Below are 15936 nucleotides of genomic sequence, written 5' to 3' on the forward strand. Positions count from 1 at the left end.
CTGAATCTATTTATTAACTGTAATAATCTACACTTTACAACCTATAAACAGATTTAAAAAATAGCACATTTATGAAGAAAGGATTTAAAAAAAACATTGGATTATTACATTTATGGCTTGGTCTGGGTTCAGGTTTAATTGTTTTTATAGCGGCATTAACCGGAAGTATTTTAGTATTTGAAAAAGAAATCGACAAAGCCATAAATCCTGAATATTATAATGTTACTACAATTGGCACTACCAAAAAAACAATTGATTATTGTACAGATATACTTCAGAAACAGTATTCGATAAAAAAAATTACGCGAATTTATACCTTTAATGATCCTGAACGAACCATGCAGGTTCTGGGAAAAGATGCTGACAAAAAAGCGCAATTTTTTTCTATTGACCCGTATACAGGAAAAGTTCTGGCAACAACGCCTCAGGAAAGTCGTTTTTTTGTGGTAGTCTTATCCATACACAGGCAATTGTTAATGGGCGATTTTGGGGAAATTATCACAGGAAGTTCGTGCTTGATCTTTGCTTTTATGCTTATATCAGGTATTATTTTGTGGTGGCCAAAAAAGATGAAAAACCTAAAACAAAGATTAACTGTTAAATGGGGCGCATCTTTTAAAAGGGTCAATTGGGACTTTCATTCGACTTTTGGTTTTTACAGCTTCTTCATTTTATTGCTTATTTCCCTAACCGGATTATCATTTGCTTTTACCTGGTTTCAGGATGGTGTTTATTTTCTGGCTGAAGGAACGACAAAAAAACCATCGGCAAAAGTAAAAAATCCAACAAAAATAGATCCCAAACTAAACCATACTGCTTTTTATCAGAGTATTTACAATGCAGCAGACAGTATTTTTCCGTACAAAGGAAATATCCAGATCAGAATGCCGGTTGATACCATCAATAGTATTTTAGTCTTAAAAGAATATTCAGAAAAAACAATTCCTAATCAATCAAGCGCAGCTTATTTTGACAAATATACTGCCGAAGAAATTGAAGCAAGACCTTACGAAAATTTTTCAAACGGAGACAAAATAAGACGTCTGAACTACCCCGTTCATACCGGAAGTATTTACGGTTTACCAACTAAGATCATCGCGTTTCTGGTTTCACTTTTTGCCTTAACCTTACCTGTAACAGGATTATTAATCTGGTTGGGGAAAAAGAAAAAACAAAAAAAGTAAACTTAAAAAAGGGCGAAAGATAAATTTATCTTTCGCCCTTTTTAAAATCCAATTTCATGTAAAATAACTTTAATTCTGCTCTTCTTTCTAATGCAGTTATGTATTCGAGTTTAAGATTTAATTTTTGAAATTTAAAACTTTATGACTTAATCACATTTGCTGCAAGATTTTGTACTCTGTATCTATTAAAAATCATGAAAACTATAACCACAATAAAGATTAGTGAAATATTAGCAAAGCCTAATAATAACTGGCTTTTTACAGCATATAAATTCACAAAACCATAACTGAATAATGAGCTTAACATATAAGTTCCTCCGCCTGTAAGTCCGCTTGCAACTCCAGCATTTTTAGAAAAACGACTTAAACAATACCCATAAATATTATTAAAAATAAAACCTCCGCAAACATTGATTCCCATGGTAAAACCTATCAATGTATAAATATTACTGGTTATTGATGCTGTAGAAATCATCAGTAATACCAGGATAACTTGTACCGTAACGGCAATTGTAACTTTGTTTGCAAGTGGTTTATGAATAAGTGATTTCGCAATAATACCACCTGTCATTACGGCTAAACCGGACAATAAAGAACTGTAACCTGTTGTAATCGCTGAATATCCCAATACACGTTCTACAATAAAGGGACTCGATAAACTATACACAACAACAAGACCAAAACAGATGGCAAGAATTAAAACACCTAAAGTAAAATCACCTGATTTTAGCATTCCGGAATATGTTTGTGCGATAGTTTTTAGTTTAAAGGGATGAAAATATTTTAAAGATTCACCACTATATAAAAGTTCCAAAATCAGGAAAAGCAATGATAATCCGCCAAGGAAATAAAAATTGGATCTCCAGCCAAAACTATGTTCTAAATATCCTCCCAGAAAAGGCGCCATAATGGGTGCACAAGCCCAAATAATCGAAAATAAACTAATATAACTTTTGAGTTTTTCGCCTGAATAAAGATCTACAAAGTAGGCACGTTTTGCAATTACAATAAAAGCAATGGCAATTCCCTGAATGATACGCATGGTATAAATAACATAAATATCAGGTACTAAAGCAATGACAAAACTGGTAACCGAAAATACGGCAAGCGATGCAATACTAATTTTAAAACGTCCGAAACTGTCTAAAATACTGCCTATAAAAATCTGGCTTACGCCGAGACTAAACATAAAGAAAACAAGCGAAAGCTGAATGGCTCCTGCTGAAACATGTAAATCTTTTGCCATGGCAGGAAGTGAAGGCAAATAAATATCTGTTGCAAATCCGGATAACGGAATAAGTGACAAGGCTAATAAGGTACTGAAGCCCTTATGATTTTCTTTTAAATTTCTCATTTTTTAAAATTAATTAGTATTAAATTAGACCGATCGGTCTAAAAAAGTTCAAAAAAAAACTACAATAAATAGTTTTCAAATTCGGTTTTGATACTGTCCAGGACAATTTTCATTTGGTCATCACTTCCCAAAATTTTTCTACATAAAATAGCACCTTCTATCATAGCAAAAACTTTAATGCTAAAATGTTCCGGATTTATAGCTGCTGACAATTCTTTATTATTTATTCCTTCTTCGACTAAAGTAAAAAACCTGTTTTGGGCCGAACGAATTGCTTTTTTTACCTGTTCTTTCATTGCAGGATTGGTATCATCTGCTTCTACTCCAAAATTCAAAATCGGACAGCCATCTGCCGTATTTGTATCATTGGCATACACATTCAATAAATTAAAAAGTTTCTCTTTTGCCGATTTTCCTTCCGCTACAGCACTGTTTAATTTATCAGATAATTGAGATCTTAAATAAAGAAATGATTCCTTGCAAATCTCTTCCTTATTCTCAAAATTACCGTAAATACCGCCTTTGGCAAGTTTAGTTGCTTCCATAATATCAGTCAATGAAGTACCTGCCATTCCCTTTTTGTTAATTATAGGAGCCGATGCTTCAATAATAAATTGTCTGGTTCTTTCTGCTTTGCTCATGGCTTTTTATTTGAAGAAACAAATTTAGACCGTTCGGTCTTTATCTGCAAATGTTTTAACTTTTTATTTTAATTATAAGGGAGCTGTACGTTTTTTTAGTTTTGATAAAATAGCCCACGGATTGTACGGATTAAGCGGGTTGGCGCGGGTTTATTTTTATTGATTTTTGAAATTATTCTGTTTGAGACAAACCTGACAGGTTTAGTATATTTAATTGATTTTTTTACTTCGGGAAATAATTCCCTTTCCATAACAATTTTACAGATCCTATAGCAACTCCTAAAACTACAGCATTCATTATGCAGAATATAATTATCGCTAATATTGAAACCGGAAAATCGTGGGTTTTTAAAGCAAAAATAGAAAGTCCCTGAGATAAAGTAGCGATCCCAAACGTATATGCCCAATATCCAGGTGCAAAAGCTTGTTCTTTTAACCATTTTAAAGCAAAAGTTATTGCAACAAAAATAAATAAAGCATATCCCATCAAACCGTAAACTACTGGTATACTTAGATTATTGCCACATAAAACCTGATAAGCCACAAATAAAATAACTGCCGGCGCCATATAAATTCCCATAAAGTTTCTGGTTTTTGTGCCAAGTCCACCAATCGCTAATTGTTGGGTAATTACGGAATCCATAATGAGCCAGGAAATTGTTCCAATACCAAGAAGTACGTATCCGTAATTCGTATATCCTAATAATCCTGCTGCAAGGGCATTTACTAAAATACTCGCCGTAAAGGTCAAAAACAATGATGGTGTAGTTTGTTCTGCCTGACGTTCTTGTGTCCATAAACCGGAAAGTTTATAAGCGCCATAAACAAGATTTAAAACAGAACCTGCCCAAAATAAAGAAATAGCCATTGACTCACTGTAAATATGAACTGCAATTGCCATTAATATTACAGATTCTGGAATCAAAGCCAGAAACGACGATTGTACAGGATCTATGAACTCGGCTATGGCTAAATTTCTATGCTGAATCCATTTGTTGCAATAAACCAATAACCACCATAAAAACGAAAGCACCGCCAATCCTTCTAAAACTTCGCCAACATAAGATGGTAAATTCCACAAAGAAGTGGCGTTTCTCCAGGCGTTTCCTGTTTCGGCTAATCCCAATGTCATTGCAAAAAATGATGCCGGAGCAATTGGCAATGCAATCTTTTGTTTATGAATCTCTTGCTGTACCGTTTTGTGTTCTATTTTCTCCATTATTAAAATATTTGATTTAACTTTGAGCAAAATTATACTGATTTACCCAGACTTAAATTGTAATATCATTCGTTAATTTAGTAATATCCTGTTATGATAAAAAACAATATATACCTGCCATACGAAGTTATTTTTAAGGAAATAAATGAATCTCTTCATACTGAAGTGGGCAATAATTTCTTTGAATTGCTTTATATCGTTTCAGGAACTGGAGTTCAGACGATCAATGAAAACCGACTGTCATATGAACCGGGACATCTTTTTTTGATTACTCCTCAGGATTCGCATTCGTTAGAAATCAAGAGTCCAACTATAATTTTTCAGTTGCGTTTTACAGATATTTATATTAAAAATGGTCCTTTTACTTCTAACAATCTTTATAAACTAGAATATATATTACAACATGCTCATCATCAGCCTGGTTGTATCTTAAAAAGAATTACTGACAAAAATCTGGTACATCCGGTTATAGAAGCTATCAGGCATGAATATTATAATCCTACTTTATACAACACAGAACTTATTCAACTATTAATCAACACTTTGATTGTGATTATTGCACGAAATATTTCAGAATATCTTCCGGAAAACATCAACAAACAATCTGATGCAAAAGCACATACGCTTCTTGAATACATTCAAACTCATATTTATGAACCTGAAAAATTGAGCGTTAGGATTATGAGTGAGAAATTTGGAATTTCTGAAACGTATCTGGGAAGGTATTTTAAAAAACAAGCGAACGAAACTTTACAGGATTATATTTCGAAATACCGAATAAAGCTGGCAGAAAACCGACTTCTTTACAGTGATTTGCGCGTGGGAGAAATTGCAAATGAATTGGGTTTTAACGATGAAAGTCATCTGAATAAAATATTCAAAAAACACAGAGGCACTACTCCATCTGCTTTTAGAAAAAATAAGGTGAATTGATATCCTTTAAATCCCACATCTTAATCTAATTAAGAATCTCTATTTCTAAATTACCTTTAATACAAACCTTCAAAATTAAGTCAACTTACAGATTGTCTGTTTCAACTTTTAAATCGTCCGTTTCAGCATAATTTCAATTTTAAATTGAGGGCTTATGGCGCAAATTTGCCTTATAAATCAACTTAAAAAATAGAAATCATGAGTACAAAAACAACAAAAATTATTTACTGGACAGGAATCGTATTAACTTCTTTATGGTTTGGTGCAAGCGGCTTTTTTGAGCTAACCACAAACCCAATTGTTTGGGGAATTACACAACAATTGGGTTATCCGGAACATTTTATTTATTTACTTGGCGTAATGAAAGTTGCGGGAGTAATTACGTTATTAATCCCAAATAAATTATTAAGATTGAAAGAATGGGTATTTGCAGGAATCTTTTTTGATATCATTTTTGCTTTCTTTTCTAAACTTGCCGTATTGGGTTTTCCTGCAACGATCGATGCCATTATCGCTTTTACTATGGTAAGTGTAACTTATATTACGTTTAGAAAATTATATACGGCGACTTACAGCACTGTAGATTACAATACGTCACTCTAAAACAAACAATTACCAAACAGAAAAAATGTCTAAGGTTTTTTCTTAGGCATTTTTTCTACTGCTATAATCAATAATTTAAAATATAATACACAATGAAAAATACTCTTTTAATAGCTGCAATATTATCTCTTTCGGGGCTATTTTCCCTTAACTGTTTGATGTTTCCGGACAGTTATGAAGAACTGACCGGGAAATTAAAATCAGAAAAAATTAAAGTAGAAACCTCTAATACTAACGGATTTGCTGTTGTTGAACTTTTTACATCTGAAGGATGCTCGAGCTGTCCTCCTGCCGATGAATTGATAGCGAAATTACAGAACGAAACCACAGATCAAAACGTTTATTTCCTGGCGTATCATGTTGATTATTGGGATCGTCTGGGCTGGAAAGATCAATTTAGTTCAAACCAATTTACGGTTCGCCAGCAACAATATCAAAATTGGCTGAATCTTTATGTCATGTATACACCTCAGTTTATCATAAACGGAACTACCGAATTTGCAGGTTACTATGAAACAGCACTTTCTAAAAAAATAACTGATGCTCTAAGCATTAGAACCAACTCTAATCTGGAACTCACAGCAAAAAGTGATGATACAGATTCCATAAACATTCATTTTAAAACAAACGAAATTCAGAAAAACACCAATTTGTTTATTGCTGTGGTTCAAAAGGAAGCGATTTCGAAAGTAGCACGCGGCGAAAATAAAGGAAATACTTTGCATCACGTTCAGATTGTGAGACAGCTTAAAAGTTTTGCTGTAAAAGAAAAAGACGGAAATATTGCAATTGAAAAACCTGTAAATTTCAATACAAAAGACTGGGAATTAATTGGTTTCCTTCAAAATACTTCGACTGGAAAAATTTCTACTACAGCGAAAGTTCCTTTGATGTAAAATTGCCCACAGATTGCACGGATTTAAACCGCTATTCACTGATTATTGTGTTTTTTTTATGCCACAGATTAAAAAAGATTTTTTTAAAATTTAAAATCAAACTAATTCAAAAAAAGAATCAGTTTAATCTTTTTAATCTGTGGCATTATAAATTTTAATTTACCTATTCTCTAACCAACTCAAAAATGCAGTCGCTTTGTCTTTACCAACCAATAATTTTTCTTCGGTTGGGATGGTTAATTTGATGATTAGTTTGCGGGAGAAATAATGTTCTGCTTCTCTGATTGCTGAAAAGTTAACCAGATATTGTCGGTTCATTCTAAAGAATTGAGTTGGTGATAAAAGTTTATGCACTTCATCAAGGGATTGAGTGATTTGATATTCGACTTTATCGAAAGTCATAATCGTTGGCGTTTCATTTTTGATATAAAAAAAGGCAATATTCTCTGTTAGAATTGTTTGATATTTGTTATTCTTAAAAACAAGAAAACTGCTTTTCCCTTTATTTTCACCAGTTCTTGTTAATAAATACTCGAAATCTGGCATTGCTTTTTTATTCCTTTGAAAGAAATTCTTTAATTCACCTGCTTTTTTAATCGCCTGTGCGATGCTTTCTCTCGAAAATGGTTTTAGTACATAATCGATTCCGTTAGATTTAAAAGCTTCAATTGCATAATCATCAAAAGCGGTACAGAAAATTACTGGCGATAAAACTTCAACATTTTTGAAAATCTCAAAGCACAAACCATCAGCGAGTTGAATGTCCATAAAAATAAGATCAGGCTGATCATTCTCTGACAAATAACTCACAGCGCCGTCTATACTCTGGATATATGACAAAATTTGGGCATCTGGTCTGATACTCAAAATAAGCTGGCCAAGTGCTTTGGCGGTTTTTACTTCATCTTCAATTATTACGATAGTCATAAATCATGGGTATTTTTACTTTAAAAATAGTTTCATTTTTCTCGATTTCAATTTCTTTTTGAATCAAATGCGAAAAACGCTGGTTGATATTATCCAGTCCAACTCCGGTAGACAATACGCCTCTTTTGAGTTGGATTTGATTTTCGATTACTAAAAAATCTCCTTCGGTATATAGTTTAATATTTAAAGGTTTATCTAAGGAAACAACATTGTGTTTGATGCAGTTTTCGATTAGTAATTGCAGTGTAAATGGCGGAACAGCAGAATCATATTGCCTTTGATCGACTTGATTTTCTAAAACAAATCCGTCTTCAAAACGGGCTTTTAAGAGATAAACATAAGAATCCAGGATTTGAAGTTCTTCTCGTAATGGAATCAAATCCAATTTTCGGCTTTCTAATGTAAAACGATAAAAATCAGACAATTTCAAAATAAAATCAGAACTCTGAGGATCCTGAATATCAACCATCGATTTTAAGGTATTCAAACTATTAAACAAAAAATGCGGATTAACCTGTTGTTTCAAAAGTTCATATTGTGCACCCAGATTTATGGCTTTTGTACGTTCAAGCTCAACGCCCATTTGCTGAGTTTGATAGTTTTGAAAAAGCAAATGCAGAAACATATACACAATCAGATTGATCAAAACACCGCGCAATTCGAACATTATTGGAGCATCCATTTTTGAGATCTGAAAAAGTTCCTGATGGCCAATTACCAAAATCACCATAACCAAAATACCCATTATTACACTCAGTAAAAGTTTCCAGTTGAATAAACTTGTATTGGTGCCCTGTGAGGAAAATTTAGGTAAACTGTACATATTGTAATACCATATAAAAATGGAAAACAACAAAGTGATCGAAGCGTTTATAACAATGTCTCCAAAAGTAGAATCGGCATCAAATAATTTAGGTATCGAAGCAAGAATTGCCAATGCTATAGAACTTCCCCATATTACTTTTGAGGAAACCTGAAAGCGTTTTACTTTTTCCATATTTTGTGTTTTTTTTAATCTTGCTTTGGTAAAGATATAATATTTTAGAAGTATTTTATATTAGAAAAATAAGGACTTAGTTTTAAAAAAAGGCAATTATTTCTTTCTCATTTTTATTAATTAATCACTTTACATACCACATTCAAAATAATTGATTTTATGACATTAATATTGTTGTTTTTATATCATGTTAGTCATTAATAATAATTCAATTTTAAATTTGACTCGGGCATTTTTCTAGTTGCAAATAGCGCAACAATGTCAAATAATTCAGAATCAACATTTTTTGAAGGATTATTTAGTACTGAATAAGCATTTTATTCATTATAATTTTAAAGAATATAAAATAATCAAGTGTTTGAATATTTTTAGATTGTATAGTTTTATATAAACTATTACTTGAACAGAATCGAATATTTAATTTTGAAGAAAAAAAATACTTTTGAATGGTAATTATAGTGTGAAAAGCATTAGCATAAAAAACCTCTTCGACTGAAGAGGCTTTCTGTTTTTTTTGTGTTTACAAAATGTTTATAATCACATTAATATTTCCTCTTGTCGCTTTCGAATAAGGACAAGTTTGATGTGCCATTTCTGTAAGTTCTTTTGCCTTTTCAGGATCGATTCCCGGAAGACTTACGTTAAGACGTGCTTGTAGAAAATATTCTCCGTTGGCCAGACATAAATCCACCTCTGCATCTACGGCAGTTTCTGCGGGAACTTTGATTCCTAATTTAGAAGCTGCAATTCCCATTGCTCCAATAAAACAAGCTGACCATCCGGCTGCGAAAAGTTGTTCCGGATTTGTTCCAGTACGTGATGTTCCCGGCGAACTTAGTTTAATGTTTAATTGATCATCTGAACTTTGAGATGCTCCTTCTCTACCGCCTGTTGTGTGTGTTTTTCCTGTGTATAATACTTTTGTTTCCATGAGTTTTAATTTTAGATTTTAGATTATTTGAAAATTTAAATATGAATGCTTAATGATTTAACCGCAAAACTTTGTCTCTCTTTGTTTAAATCTTTGTGTTCTCTGTGGTAAATTTTACCGCAAAGCGCGCAAAGGGTTTTTAATTTTAAGGGTTTTTATTAAAACGCTAAGAGCGCAAAGCTTTGTGCCACTTTGTGTAACTTTAAAAATAAACCTTAGCGAACTTTGCGTAAATCCTTGCGTTCTTTGCGGAAGACTTTCTTTCTACTTAAATTTTAGTAACATCGATTATTGCCTGAGCAAATGCTTTAGGATCTTCTTGCGGAACGTTGTGTCCAATTCCTTTTAAGATTCTGTGTTCGTATTTACCGGTAAATTTATTGGCGTATGCTTTTCCATCGGTGAAAGCGCCATCAAAATCACTTGCGATTGTAATAGTAGGAACTTTGATCGCTGGTCGTGCTGCTAATTTCTTTTCTAAACTATCGTATTTGGATTCTCCGGGTTCCAGAGATTGTCTCCATCTGTAATTGTGAATTACGATTGCCACATGATCCGGATTATCAAAAGATTGTGCCGTTTGATCGTAAGTTGTTTTGTCAAAATTCCACAATGGGGAAGCTATTTTCCAGATCAGTTTATTAAATTCATAGGTATTTTGGCTGTAGCCGAGTTTTCCTCTTTCGGTCGCAAAATAATATTGATACCACCATCCTAATTCTGCCTGCGGGGTTAGAGGTTTTAAATTTGCTTCAAGATTTACCACCAGATATCCACTTACAGAAACTAATCCGTTTAGACGTTCCGGCCACAGTGCTGCCATAACGACTGCCGTTCTTGCTCCCCAATCGAATCCGCCAATAATGGCTTTATCAATTTTTAACGCATCCATAAAAGCAATAATATCACTTGCTAATGCTGCCTGTTGACCGTTTCGAAAAGTATCTTTAGAAAGAAAAGTCGTAGTTCCTGATCCTCTTAAATAAGGCGTAAGCACTCTATATCCTTTTGAAACTAAAATGGGAACTACTTCATTATAACTGTGAATATCGTAAGGCCATCCGTGAAGCAAAATTACCGGAGTTCCTGTTGAAGGTCCTGCTTCTGTATAGCCAACATTTAATAATCCGGCATTAATTTGTTTTAAGGTTCCAAGAGTACTAGCTGTTGTTATTTGTTTTGTTGCTTGTGCATTTACAATTGTCATTGCAAAAAATAAAGCAGCGATCAAAAGCATTTTAGATGCTCTTTTATTAAAGCTATTTTTGTTTATTTGTGTTGTTTTCATGATTATTATTTTTTTTTAATGGTTTGATTATTAGCTTATTTCTTCGTCAAAAGTATTGCGATCACAACCGCTTTACAATCAAAAAATAGTTCAAACGGACAAAGTGAAACCTGAAACGGACAAACCAAAAGCTGAGTTTTTATTTTTTCAGTACCAAAATAGGTTTTCCTTTTTCAACAATATAAGTAGCCAGCTCAGAAGCTTTAGTGTTGGTATGATTCTTTGCCGAGTGATACTTTCCTGCAGGAATAAAAAGTACTTCGCCTGCTTTTAAGGTTACAGGAGTTTCATCCTCAATTTGATATTCTAATGCGCCTTCAAGCACATAGATCACTTCTTCCCCCGGATGGGCGTGTTTCCCGAACGAAGTATGAGCATCAAAATCAATTCTTGCCTGAACCATTTCTTTCCCAGTAATACTTAAATCGTGTTGTTGTAAATCGGTACGTTTTACTCCGCTTTTTTGTGCCTGAGCATTCGATGGAGTGAATAATGCAATAAGTCCTACGATCATGATTGCGTATATTTTATTTGTTTTCATTTGGTTTGTTTTTTAGATTATGTTTTAAATAATTTTTCTCGCAGATTGAGCAGATCGAGCAGATTTTTTTTTAAATCTTTATAATTCTTTGCTTTGATCTAAACACATAGAAACATAGTTTTTTGAAAATCCTAACAGGTTTTCGAAGCCTGTTAGGTATTATTATACTATTTCTTATTTTCTCAAAGATTTAAACGCTGCGCGAAGTTCTTCGGTAAAAAGTTGTGGTTCTTCCCAGGAAGCAAAATGACCTCCTTTTGATACTTCATTAAAGTAAATCAGGTTTTTATAACTTTTCTCTGTCCAGCTTTTTGGTGCCTGATAAATTTCTCCAGGGAAAATTGTTACTGCAACCGGAATTTTTATATCGTTTGTTTTTTGTTCCACCACATTAAAGTTGTTGGTATTATTTTCCCAATACAATTGTGCCGATGAGTTGGCAGTGTTTGTTAACCAATACAAGGTAATATCATCCAGTATTTCATCTTTTGTAAGCGATTTTTCTGCATTTCCGCCACTATACGTCCATTCGTTGAATTTATCAAGGAAAAAAGAAGCCAATCCCACAGGAGAATCTGTAAGTCCGTATCCTAAAGTCTGAGGACGCGTTACCATCATTCCGGCATAACCTCCGCCTCTTGTGTATAATTTATTAAGAGAAACGAACGCCGCTTTTTCCTTAACCGATAATCCTTCGGGAGCGGGATCTCCGTCTTTTAAAGCTTTCGCAATATCAGCAGGAACCGTTGCTGGCATGTTTACGTGAATTCCCAATAATCCTTGCGGAGCCTGACGTGCCATAGCATCTGCAATTACAGAACCCCAATCACCTCCTTGCGATACATAGTTTTTATATCCTAAACGTTTCATTAAAACATCCCACGCATTTCCTATTTTTTCCGGTCCCCAACCTGTTCCTGTTGGCTTTTCTGAAAAACCATAACCCGGCATTGACGGGATTACAAGATCAAAAGCATCTTCTGCTTTTCCGCCATAAGCAGTAGGATCTGTTAGCGGACCAATTACTTTTAAAAGTTCAAAGAAAGATCCTGGCCAGCCATGCGTAATTATTAACGGTAATGCATTTTTATGTTTTGATTTAATGTGGATAAACTGAATGTCCAAACCATCGATATTAGTTACAAATTGAGGTAGTGCATTTAGTTTGGCTTCGGTTTTTTTCCAGTCATAAGTAGTTCCCCAATATTGTACAAGGTTTTGAATTTGCTGTAATTTTACTCCTTGTGACTGATCTGTAACGGTTTCTTTATCCGGCCATCTTGTAGCGTTTATACGAGTTCGAAGATTTGTTAATACTTCTTGCGAAATACTAATGTGATACGGACGAATTGACTCGGCATCATTTTTAGTTTTTAGCTGATCTTTTTGTGCAAATCCGGTTGCTGCGATCAGCATAAATGTTCCTGTTGCAATGGCAGTCAGAAAGCTGTTTTTGTTTTTTAGAATTGTTTCCATTTTGATTATAAATTATATTATTGTGATTAATTTCTTTGTCAAAAGTATCTCGATAACAAGGGATTTAAAATCATGAAATAGTCTAAACGGACGAAGTTGATCCCGAAACGGACATTGTGAAAGTTGAAAGTTTTTATAGACAATTTTAAAGTACTATGTCATCTCTCCTTAGTCGAGATGACAAACTTTTGCTATATTACCTTTCAAAGTTTAAAACTTTGACAAAGGTTTACGCAATTTTTTACGAGCTAATAGTGAAGATTCTTCGTTACTCAGAATGATAAAAATTACGGATAATTTTATCTTTACGGCATTTCTAACCCGACAGTCGCGAAGCCTCGGGATTAAAAACCTGTCGGGTTTGGCGGAACTATTATAAATGAAAAAAGACCACTTTTAGGGCAGTCTCTTTTAAATATTTTTTTTATCTATTTATCCTTTCAAATCATCAAAATAAGCATTTGTTTCTTCTATCAGAGAATGCATTAATTCTTTGGCTTTGGTATGTTTTAGAATTGGAGAAATTTGTCCGCCCCAAAATAAAATCATATCCCATTTTTGTTGGTCAAGAGCTGCTTTTCGTAATGGAGATATAAGTGTTGTCTGCAACGGAAACGGAAGAATATTCTCTTCCTTACCTGCAATTTCTTTGGCAATTCGGCTTGTTATACCACGTCCCAAACGTCCTGTGTATGCTCTGGATAAAGTAGTGTATTTTGCTGCATCAGAAAATAACATTTCTCTATGAATCGGTAATGCATTCGATTCATCGCAAGCTAAAAATGCTGTTCCTATCTGAGCGGCACTTGCGCCTAAAGCTAGTGCTGCAGCGACTCCTTTTCCGTTTGCGATTCCGCCCGCGGCAATAATTGGTATTTTTACTTTTTCACGAATTAGTTGCAATAATACAAAGGTTCCTGTTAAGGATGATTCGGCTGAAGCCAAAAACGAAGGTCGGTGTCCGCCTGCTTCAAAACCAGATGCAATAATCATATCTACTCCGGCAGCTTCCAGAAAAATCGCTTCGTCTAAAGTCGTTGCCGCACCCACAGTTGTAATTCCGGATCTTCGGCATTGCTCTAAAACATCGACCGAAGGAACGCCAAACATAAAACTGAATACTTTTGGTTTAACATCCAGAATAACTTCGAGCTGATTCTCGAATCTGGATTGAAATGGAGCTGGTTTTTCCGGTAACGGAATTCCAGCTTCATCAAAATAAGGTTTAAATAATTCCGTTGTTTTCTTGTATTGTTCGTCTGATAATCCAGATGGCGGAATATCATGATCTGATACCCAGAGATTGATGTTATACGGTTTATCTGTTGCCGCTTTTAATTGTTTGTCTATATCAAATATTTCCTGAGGAGACATTGTATAAGCGCCGTATCCGCCAAGTCCTCCGGCGTTTGAAACCGCAGCAGTCAATTCTACCGTTGACAGGTTTCCGCCAAATGGTCCTTGCATTATAGGATAATCAATGCCTAATAATTTCGTAGCTTTTGTATTGTACCACATTATTTCTACGTTTTAAAGTTATTGACTTATATCTGTCAACATTTTATTGACAATCAGCCATTTTCCGTTAATCTTATGGAAAGATAAAAAATCCCGATAATTAAAGTCGTACATTTTAACATTAATTTCGGCTGTCGCTATTGAATTTACTACATTAATCTTCAGGATTTCTCCCTTAAAAGGTTTTCCTGAATCTTTAGGGCTTTGTCTGTTTTTTACACCATCAAGATAAAGATCTACCGTTTTAAAATAAGGCTGCCCTTTTATATCTCCAAAAAGTAAAGCGCCTTCATAAAAAATACTTCCTAAACGTATTTCATCTCCTTCGTAAATTCCTTTAAAATAATAATTTTCTAATGCATCAGTAATTGCTGATACGTCTGCCTGATTTTCCATTTTAGTGTTATTTTGAGCTTTTATGCCCTGCAAAGTACAGAGCATAAAAGCAATTAATAAAATAGTTTTCATTTAATTATAAGTTATGTCCAGCGCCTTTACCACCGTCAACATTGATGATTGAACCGGTAATAAAACTGCTTTTTGCAACAGTATACACCATCTCAGCTACATCGTCGATCTCTCCTACCCTGTTTACCAGATGTAATCCGGCACTTTGATCTGCTTTATCACCGTGCATTGGTGTACGTATAACGCCGGGAGCTATCGTATTGATACGAATGTTTTGTTTGCCAAATTCTGCTGCTAACTGAATCGTTAAAGCATGAATAGCGCCTTTGCTTGATACAGGAGCCGAAGCTGGCCATCCGCCTAATCCGTGGTTGACCAAAGGTGTTCCAATGTTTATTACAACACCATCTTGCTGTTTCAGCATTTGCGGAATAACAGATTGTGTGGTGAAATAAGTTCCTTTTAGGTTTGTGTTCAAAAATTTATCTAGATAAGACTCATCAACTTCCAGGAATGGTTTGCTGTCGAAGATTCCCGCATTGTTGACCAATACATCTACAGAACCAAATTTTTCGATGGCAATTTTTACCAATTCCTCTCCGGTTTGTTTCTTGCTCACGTCTCCGGCAAACATGGCCAGATTATCGCCTGCTCCAAACTCCTTATACGTGCTTTGTAATGCAGATGGTGTTAATGAATTAATTACGACATTATCGCCTCTGTCTAAGAAATATTTGGCGATTCCTTTTCCGATACCTGAAGCTGCTCCAGTAACGATTATTGTTTGTTTTTTCATGATATTTATTTTTTATCGGCTGTGATGCCATTTTCTCTTAATACAGATACCTGATCTCCTGCGTAACCCCAATCGTCGAGTTCGATTTCCTGAATTACAACGTGGGTTAAATGCGGATCTTTGTTTAATACATCGGTAATCAAATTGGTGATTCCGCTTATTAATTCTTGTTTTTGCTCGCGGGTAACGCCTTCGCGGGTCAATTCGATTTTTACGTAAGGCAT

17 protein-coding genes are annotated in these 15936 nt (G+C 34.3%); 4 read left to right on the forward strand and 13 right to left on the reverse strand.

Annotation, left to right across the window (positions count from 1 at the left end; translation table 11 throughout):
- Window positions 1-71: 71 nt before the first annotated feature.
- A complete protein-coding gene (locus tag BXU01_RS13575; protein WP_083693702.1) occupies window positions 72-1184 on the forward strand; it encodes a PepSY domain-containing protein in 1113 nt (370 codons plus the stop codon).
- Window positions 1185-1323: 139 nt separating this feature from the next.
- Here BXU01_RS13575 and BXU01_RS13580 read toward each other — a convergent pair whose 3' ends face one another.
- From BXU01_RS13580 to BXU01_RS13590, 3 genes are all read right to left on the reverse strand, one after another.
- Window positions 1324-2538 carry an MFS transporter gene (locus BXU01_RS13580; protein ID WP_083693703.1) on the reverse strand — a complete coding sequence of 405 codons (1215 nt, stop codon included), beginning with the start codon at window positions 2536-2538 and terminating at the stop codon, window positions 1324-1326.
- Between the two features lie 59 nt (window positions 2539-2597).
- Complete coding sequence (locus BXU01_RS13585; protein ID WP_083693704.1) at window positions 2598-3179, reverse strand: TetR/AcrR family transcriptional regulator; 582 nt, start codon at window positions 3177-3179, stop codon at window positions 2598-2600.
- A 223-nt stretch (window positions 3180-3402) separates the two neighbouring features.
- Window positions 3403-4398, reverse strand: a complete 996-nt coding sequence (locus tag BXU01_RS13590; protein WP_083693705.1) for a hypothetical protein — start codon at window positions 4396-4398, stop codon at window positions 3403-3405.
- A gap of 93 nt (window positions 4399-4491) precedes the next feature.
- On the opposite strand from BXU01_RS13590, the gene BXU01_RS13595 reads away from it, so the two are divergent.
- From BXU01_RS13595 to BXU01_RS13605, 3 genes are all read left to right on the forward strand, one after another.
- The gene (locus tag BXU01_RS13595; RefSeq protein ID WP_083693706.1) at window positions 4492-5331 is read left to right on the forward strand and encodes an AraC family transcriptional regulator; all 840 of its coding nucleotides are present in this window, start codon (window positions 4492-4494) and stop codon (window positions 5329-5331) included.
- A gap of 198 nt (window positions 5332-5529) precedes the next feature.
- Window positions 5530-5934, forward strand: a complete 405-nt coding sequence (locus tag BXU01_RS13600) for a DoxX family protein (RefSeq protein WP_083693707.1) — start codon at window positions 5530-5532, stop codon at window positions 5932-5934.
- A 92-nt stretch (window positions 5935-6026) separates the two neighbouring features.
- Complete coding sequence (locus BXU01_RS13605; RefSeq protein WP_255373768.1) at window positions 6027-6830, forward strand: thioredoxin family protein; 804 nt, start codon at window positions 6027-6029, stop codon at window positions 6828-6830.
- A gap of 159 nt (window positions 6831-6989) precedes the next feature.
- Here BXU01_RS13605 and BXU01_RS13610 read toward each other — a convergent pair whose 3' ends face one another.
- The 10 genes from BXU01_RS13610 to BXU01_RS13655 all read right to left on the reverse strand — a co-directional run bounded on the left by BXU01_RS13610 (window position 6990) and on the right by BXU01_RS13655 (window position 15936).
- Entirely contained in the window at window positions 6990-7757 is a 768-nt protein-coding gene (locus BXU01_RS13610; RefSeq protein ID WP_056254387.1) for a LytTR family DNA-binding domain-containing protein, read from the reverse strand.
- Entirely contained in the window at window positions 7738-8754 is a 1017-nt protein-coding gene (locus BXU01_RS13615) for a sensor histidine kinase (RefSeq protein ID WP_083693709.1), read from the reverse strand. The genes BXU01_RS13610 and BXU01_RS13615 overlap by 20 nt, the downstream gene beginning before the upstream one ends.
- A 520-nt stretch (window positions 8755-9274) precedes the next feature.
- Window positions 9275-9685, reverse strand: coding sequence for an organic hydroperoxide resistance protein (locus BXU01_RS13620; protein ID WP_083693710.1), 411 nt, complete (start codon window positions 9683-9685; stop codon window positions 9275-9277).
- 268 nt (window positions 9686-9953) lie between these two features.
- A complete protein-coding gene (locus BXU01_RS13625) occupies window positions 9954-10973 on the reverse strand; it encodes an alpha/beta fold hydrolase (RefSeq protein ID WP_123774050.1) in 1020 nt (339 codons plus the stop codon).
- A 139-nt stretch (window positions 10974-11112) separates the two neighbouring features.
- Complete coding sequence (locus tag BXU01_RS13630; RefSeq protein ID WP_083693711.1) at window positions 11113-11514, reverse strand: cupin domain-containing protein; 402 nt, start codon at window positions 11512-11514, stop codon at window positions 11113-11115.
- Window positions 11515-11688: 174 nt separating this feature from the next.
- Window positions 11689-12990: an epoxide hydrolase family protein gene (locus BXU01_RS13635; RefSeq protein WP_083693712.1), complete on the reverse strand. Its 1302-nt coding sequence runs from the start codon at window positions 12988-12990 to the stop codon at window positions 11689-11691.
- A 432-nt stretch (window positions 12991-13422) separates the two neighbouring features.
- On the reverse strand, window positions 13423-14508 hold the full coding sequence (locus BXU01_RS13640) for a nitronate monooxygenase family protein (protein ID WP_083693713.1): 1086 nt from the start codon (window positions 14506-14508) through the stop codon (window positions 13423-13425).
- Between the two features lie 18 nt (window positions 14509-14526).
- Window positions 14527-14976: a nuclear transport factor 2 family protein gene (locus tag BXU01_RS13645; RefSeq protein ID WP_083693714.1), complete on the reverse strand. Its 450-nt coding sequence runs from the start codon at window positions 14974-14976 to the stop codon at window positions 14527-14529.
- Between the two features lie 4 nt (window positions 14977-14980).
- Window positions 14981-15712, reverse strand: a complete 732-nt coding sequence (locus tag BXU01_RS13650; RefSeq protein WP_083693715.1) for an SDR family NAD(P)-dependent oxidoreductase — start codon at window positions 15710-15712, stop codon at window positions 14981-14983.
- Window positions 15713-15717: 5 nt separating this feature from the next.
- On the reverse strand, window positions 15718-15936 hold the full coding sequence (locus BXU01_RS13655; RefSeq protein ID WP_083693716.1) for a 4-oxalocrotonate tautomerase family protein: 219 nt from the start codon (window positions 15934-15936) through the stop codon (window positions 15718-15720).

The sequence above is a fragment of the [Flexibacter] sp. ATCC 35103 genome (assembly GCF_001975985.1).
In the GTDB taxonomy this organism is placed as follows: Bacteria; Bacteroidota; Bacteroidia; order Flavobacteriales; family Flavobacteriaceae; genus Flavobacterium.

What these genes read in the sequence shown, in the direction of transcription:
- BXU01_RS13575 (WP_083693702.1), top strand. Translation starts at nt 72, where the DNA reads ATGAAGAAAGGATTTAAAAAAAACATTGGATTATTACATTTATGGCTT.
- BXU01_RS13580 (WP_083693703.1), bottom strand. Translation starts at nt 2,538, where the DNA reads ATGAGAAATTTAAAAGAAAATCATAAGGGCTTCAGTACCTTATTAGCC.
- BXU01_RS13585 (WP_083693704.1), bottom strand. Translation starts at nt 3,179, where the DNA reads ATGAGCAAAGCAGAAAGAACCAGACAATTTATTATTGAAGCATCGGCT.
- BXU01_RS13590 (WP_083693705.1), bottom strand. Translation starts at nt 4,398, where the DNA reads ATGGAGAAAATAGAACACAAAACGGTACAGCAAGAGATTCATAAACAA.
- BXU01_RS13595 (WP_083693706.1), top strand. Translation starts at nt 4,492, where the DNA reads ATGATAAAAAACAATATATACCTGCCATACGAAGTTATTTTTAAGGAA.
- BXU01_RS13600 (WP_083693707.1), top strand. Translation starts at nt 5,530, where the DNA reads ATGAGTACAAAAACAACAAAAATTATTTACTGGACAGGAATCGTATTA.
- BXU01_RS13605 (WP_255373768.1), top strand. Translation starts at nt 6,027, where the DNA reads ATGAAAAATACTCTTTTAATAGCTGCAATATTATCTCTTTCGGGGCTA.
- BXU01_RS13610 (WP_056254387.1), bottom strand. Translation starts at nt 7,757, where the DNA reads ATGACTATCGTAATAATTGAAGATGAAGTAAAAACCGCCAAAGCACTT.
- BXU01_RS13615 (WP_083693709.1), bottom strand. Translation starts at nt 8,754, where the DNA reads ATGGAAAAAGTAAAACGCTTTCAGGTTTCCTCAAAAGTAATATGGGGA.
- BXU01_RS13620 (WP_083693710.1), bottom strand. Translation starts at nt 9,685, where the DNA reads ATGGAAACAAAAGTATTATACACAGGAAAAACACACACAACAGGCGGT.
- BXU01_RS13625 (WP_123774050.1), bottom strand. Translation starts at nt 10,973, where the DNA reads ATGAAAACAACACAAATAAACAAAAATAGCTTTAATAAAAGAGCATCT.
- BXU01_RS13630 (WP_083693711.1), bottom strand. Translation starts at nt 11,514, where the DNA reads ATGAAAACAAATAAAATATACGCAATCATGATCGTAGGACTTATTGCA.
- BXU01_RS13635 (WP_083693712.1), bottom strand. Translation starts at nt 12,990, where the DNA reads ATGGAAACAATTCTAAAAAACAAAAACAGCTTTCTGACTGCCATTGCA.
- BXU01_RS13640 (WP_083693713.1), bottom strand. Translation starts at nt 14,508, where the DNA reads ATGTGGTACAATACAAAAGCTACGAAATTATTAGGCATTGATTATCCT.
- BXU01_RS13645 (WP_083693714.1), bottom strand. Translation starts at nt 14,976, where the DNA reads ATGAAAACTATTTTATTAATTGCTTTTATGCTCTGTACTTTGCAGGGC.
- BXU01_RS13650 (WP_083693715.1), bottom strand. Translation starts at nt 15,712, where the DNA reads ATGAAAAAACAAACAATAATCGTTACTGGAGCAGCTTCAGGTATCGGA.
- BXU01_RS13655 (WP_083693716.1), bottom strand. Translation starts at nt 15,936, where the DNA reads ATGCCTTACGTAAAAATCGAATTGACCCGCGAAGGCGTTACCCGCGAG.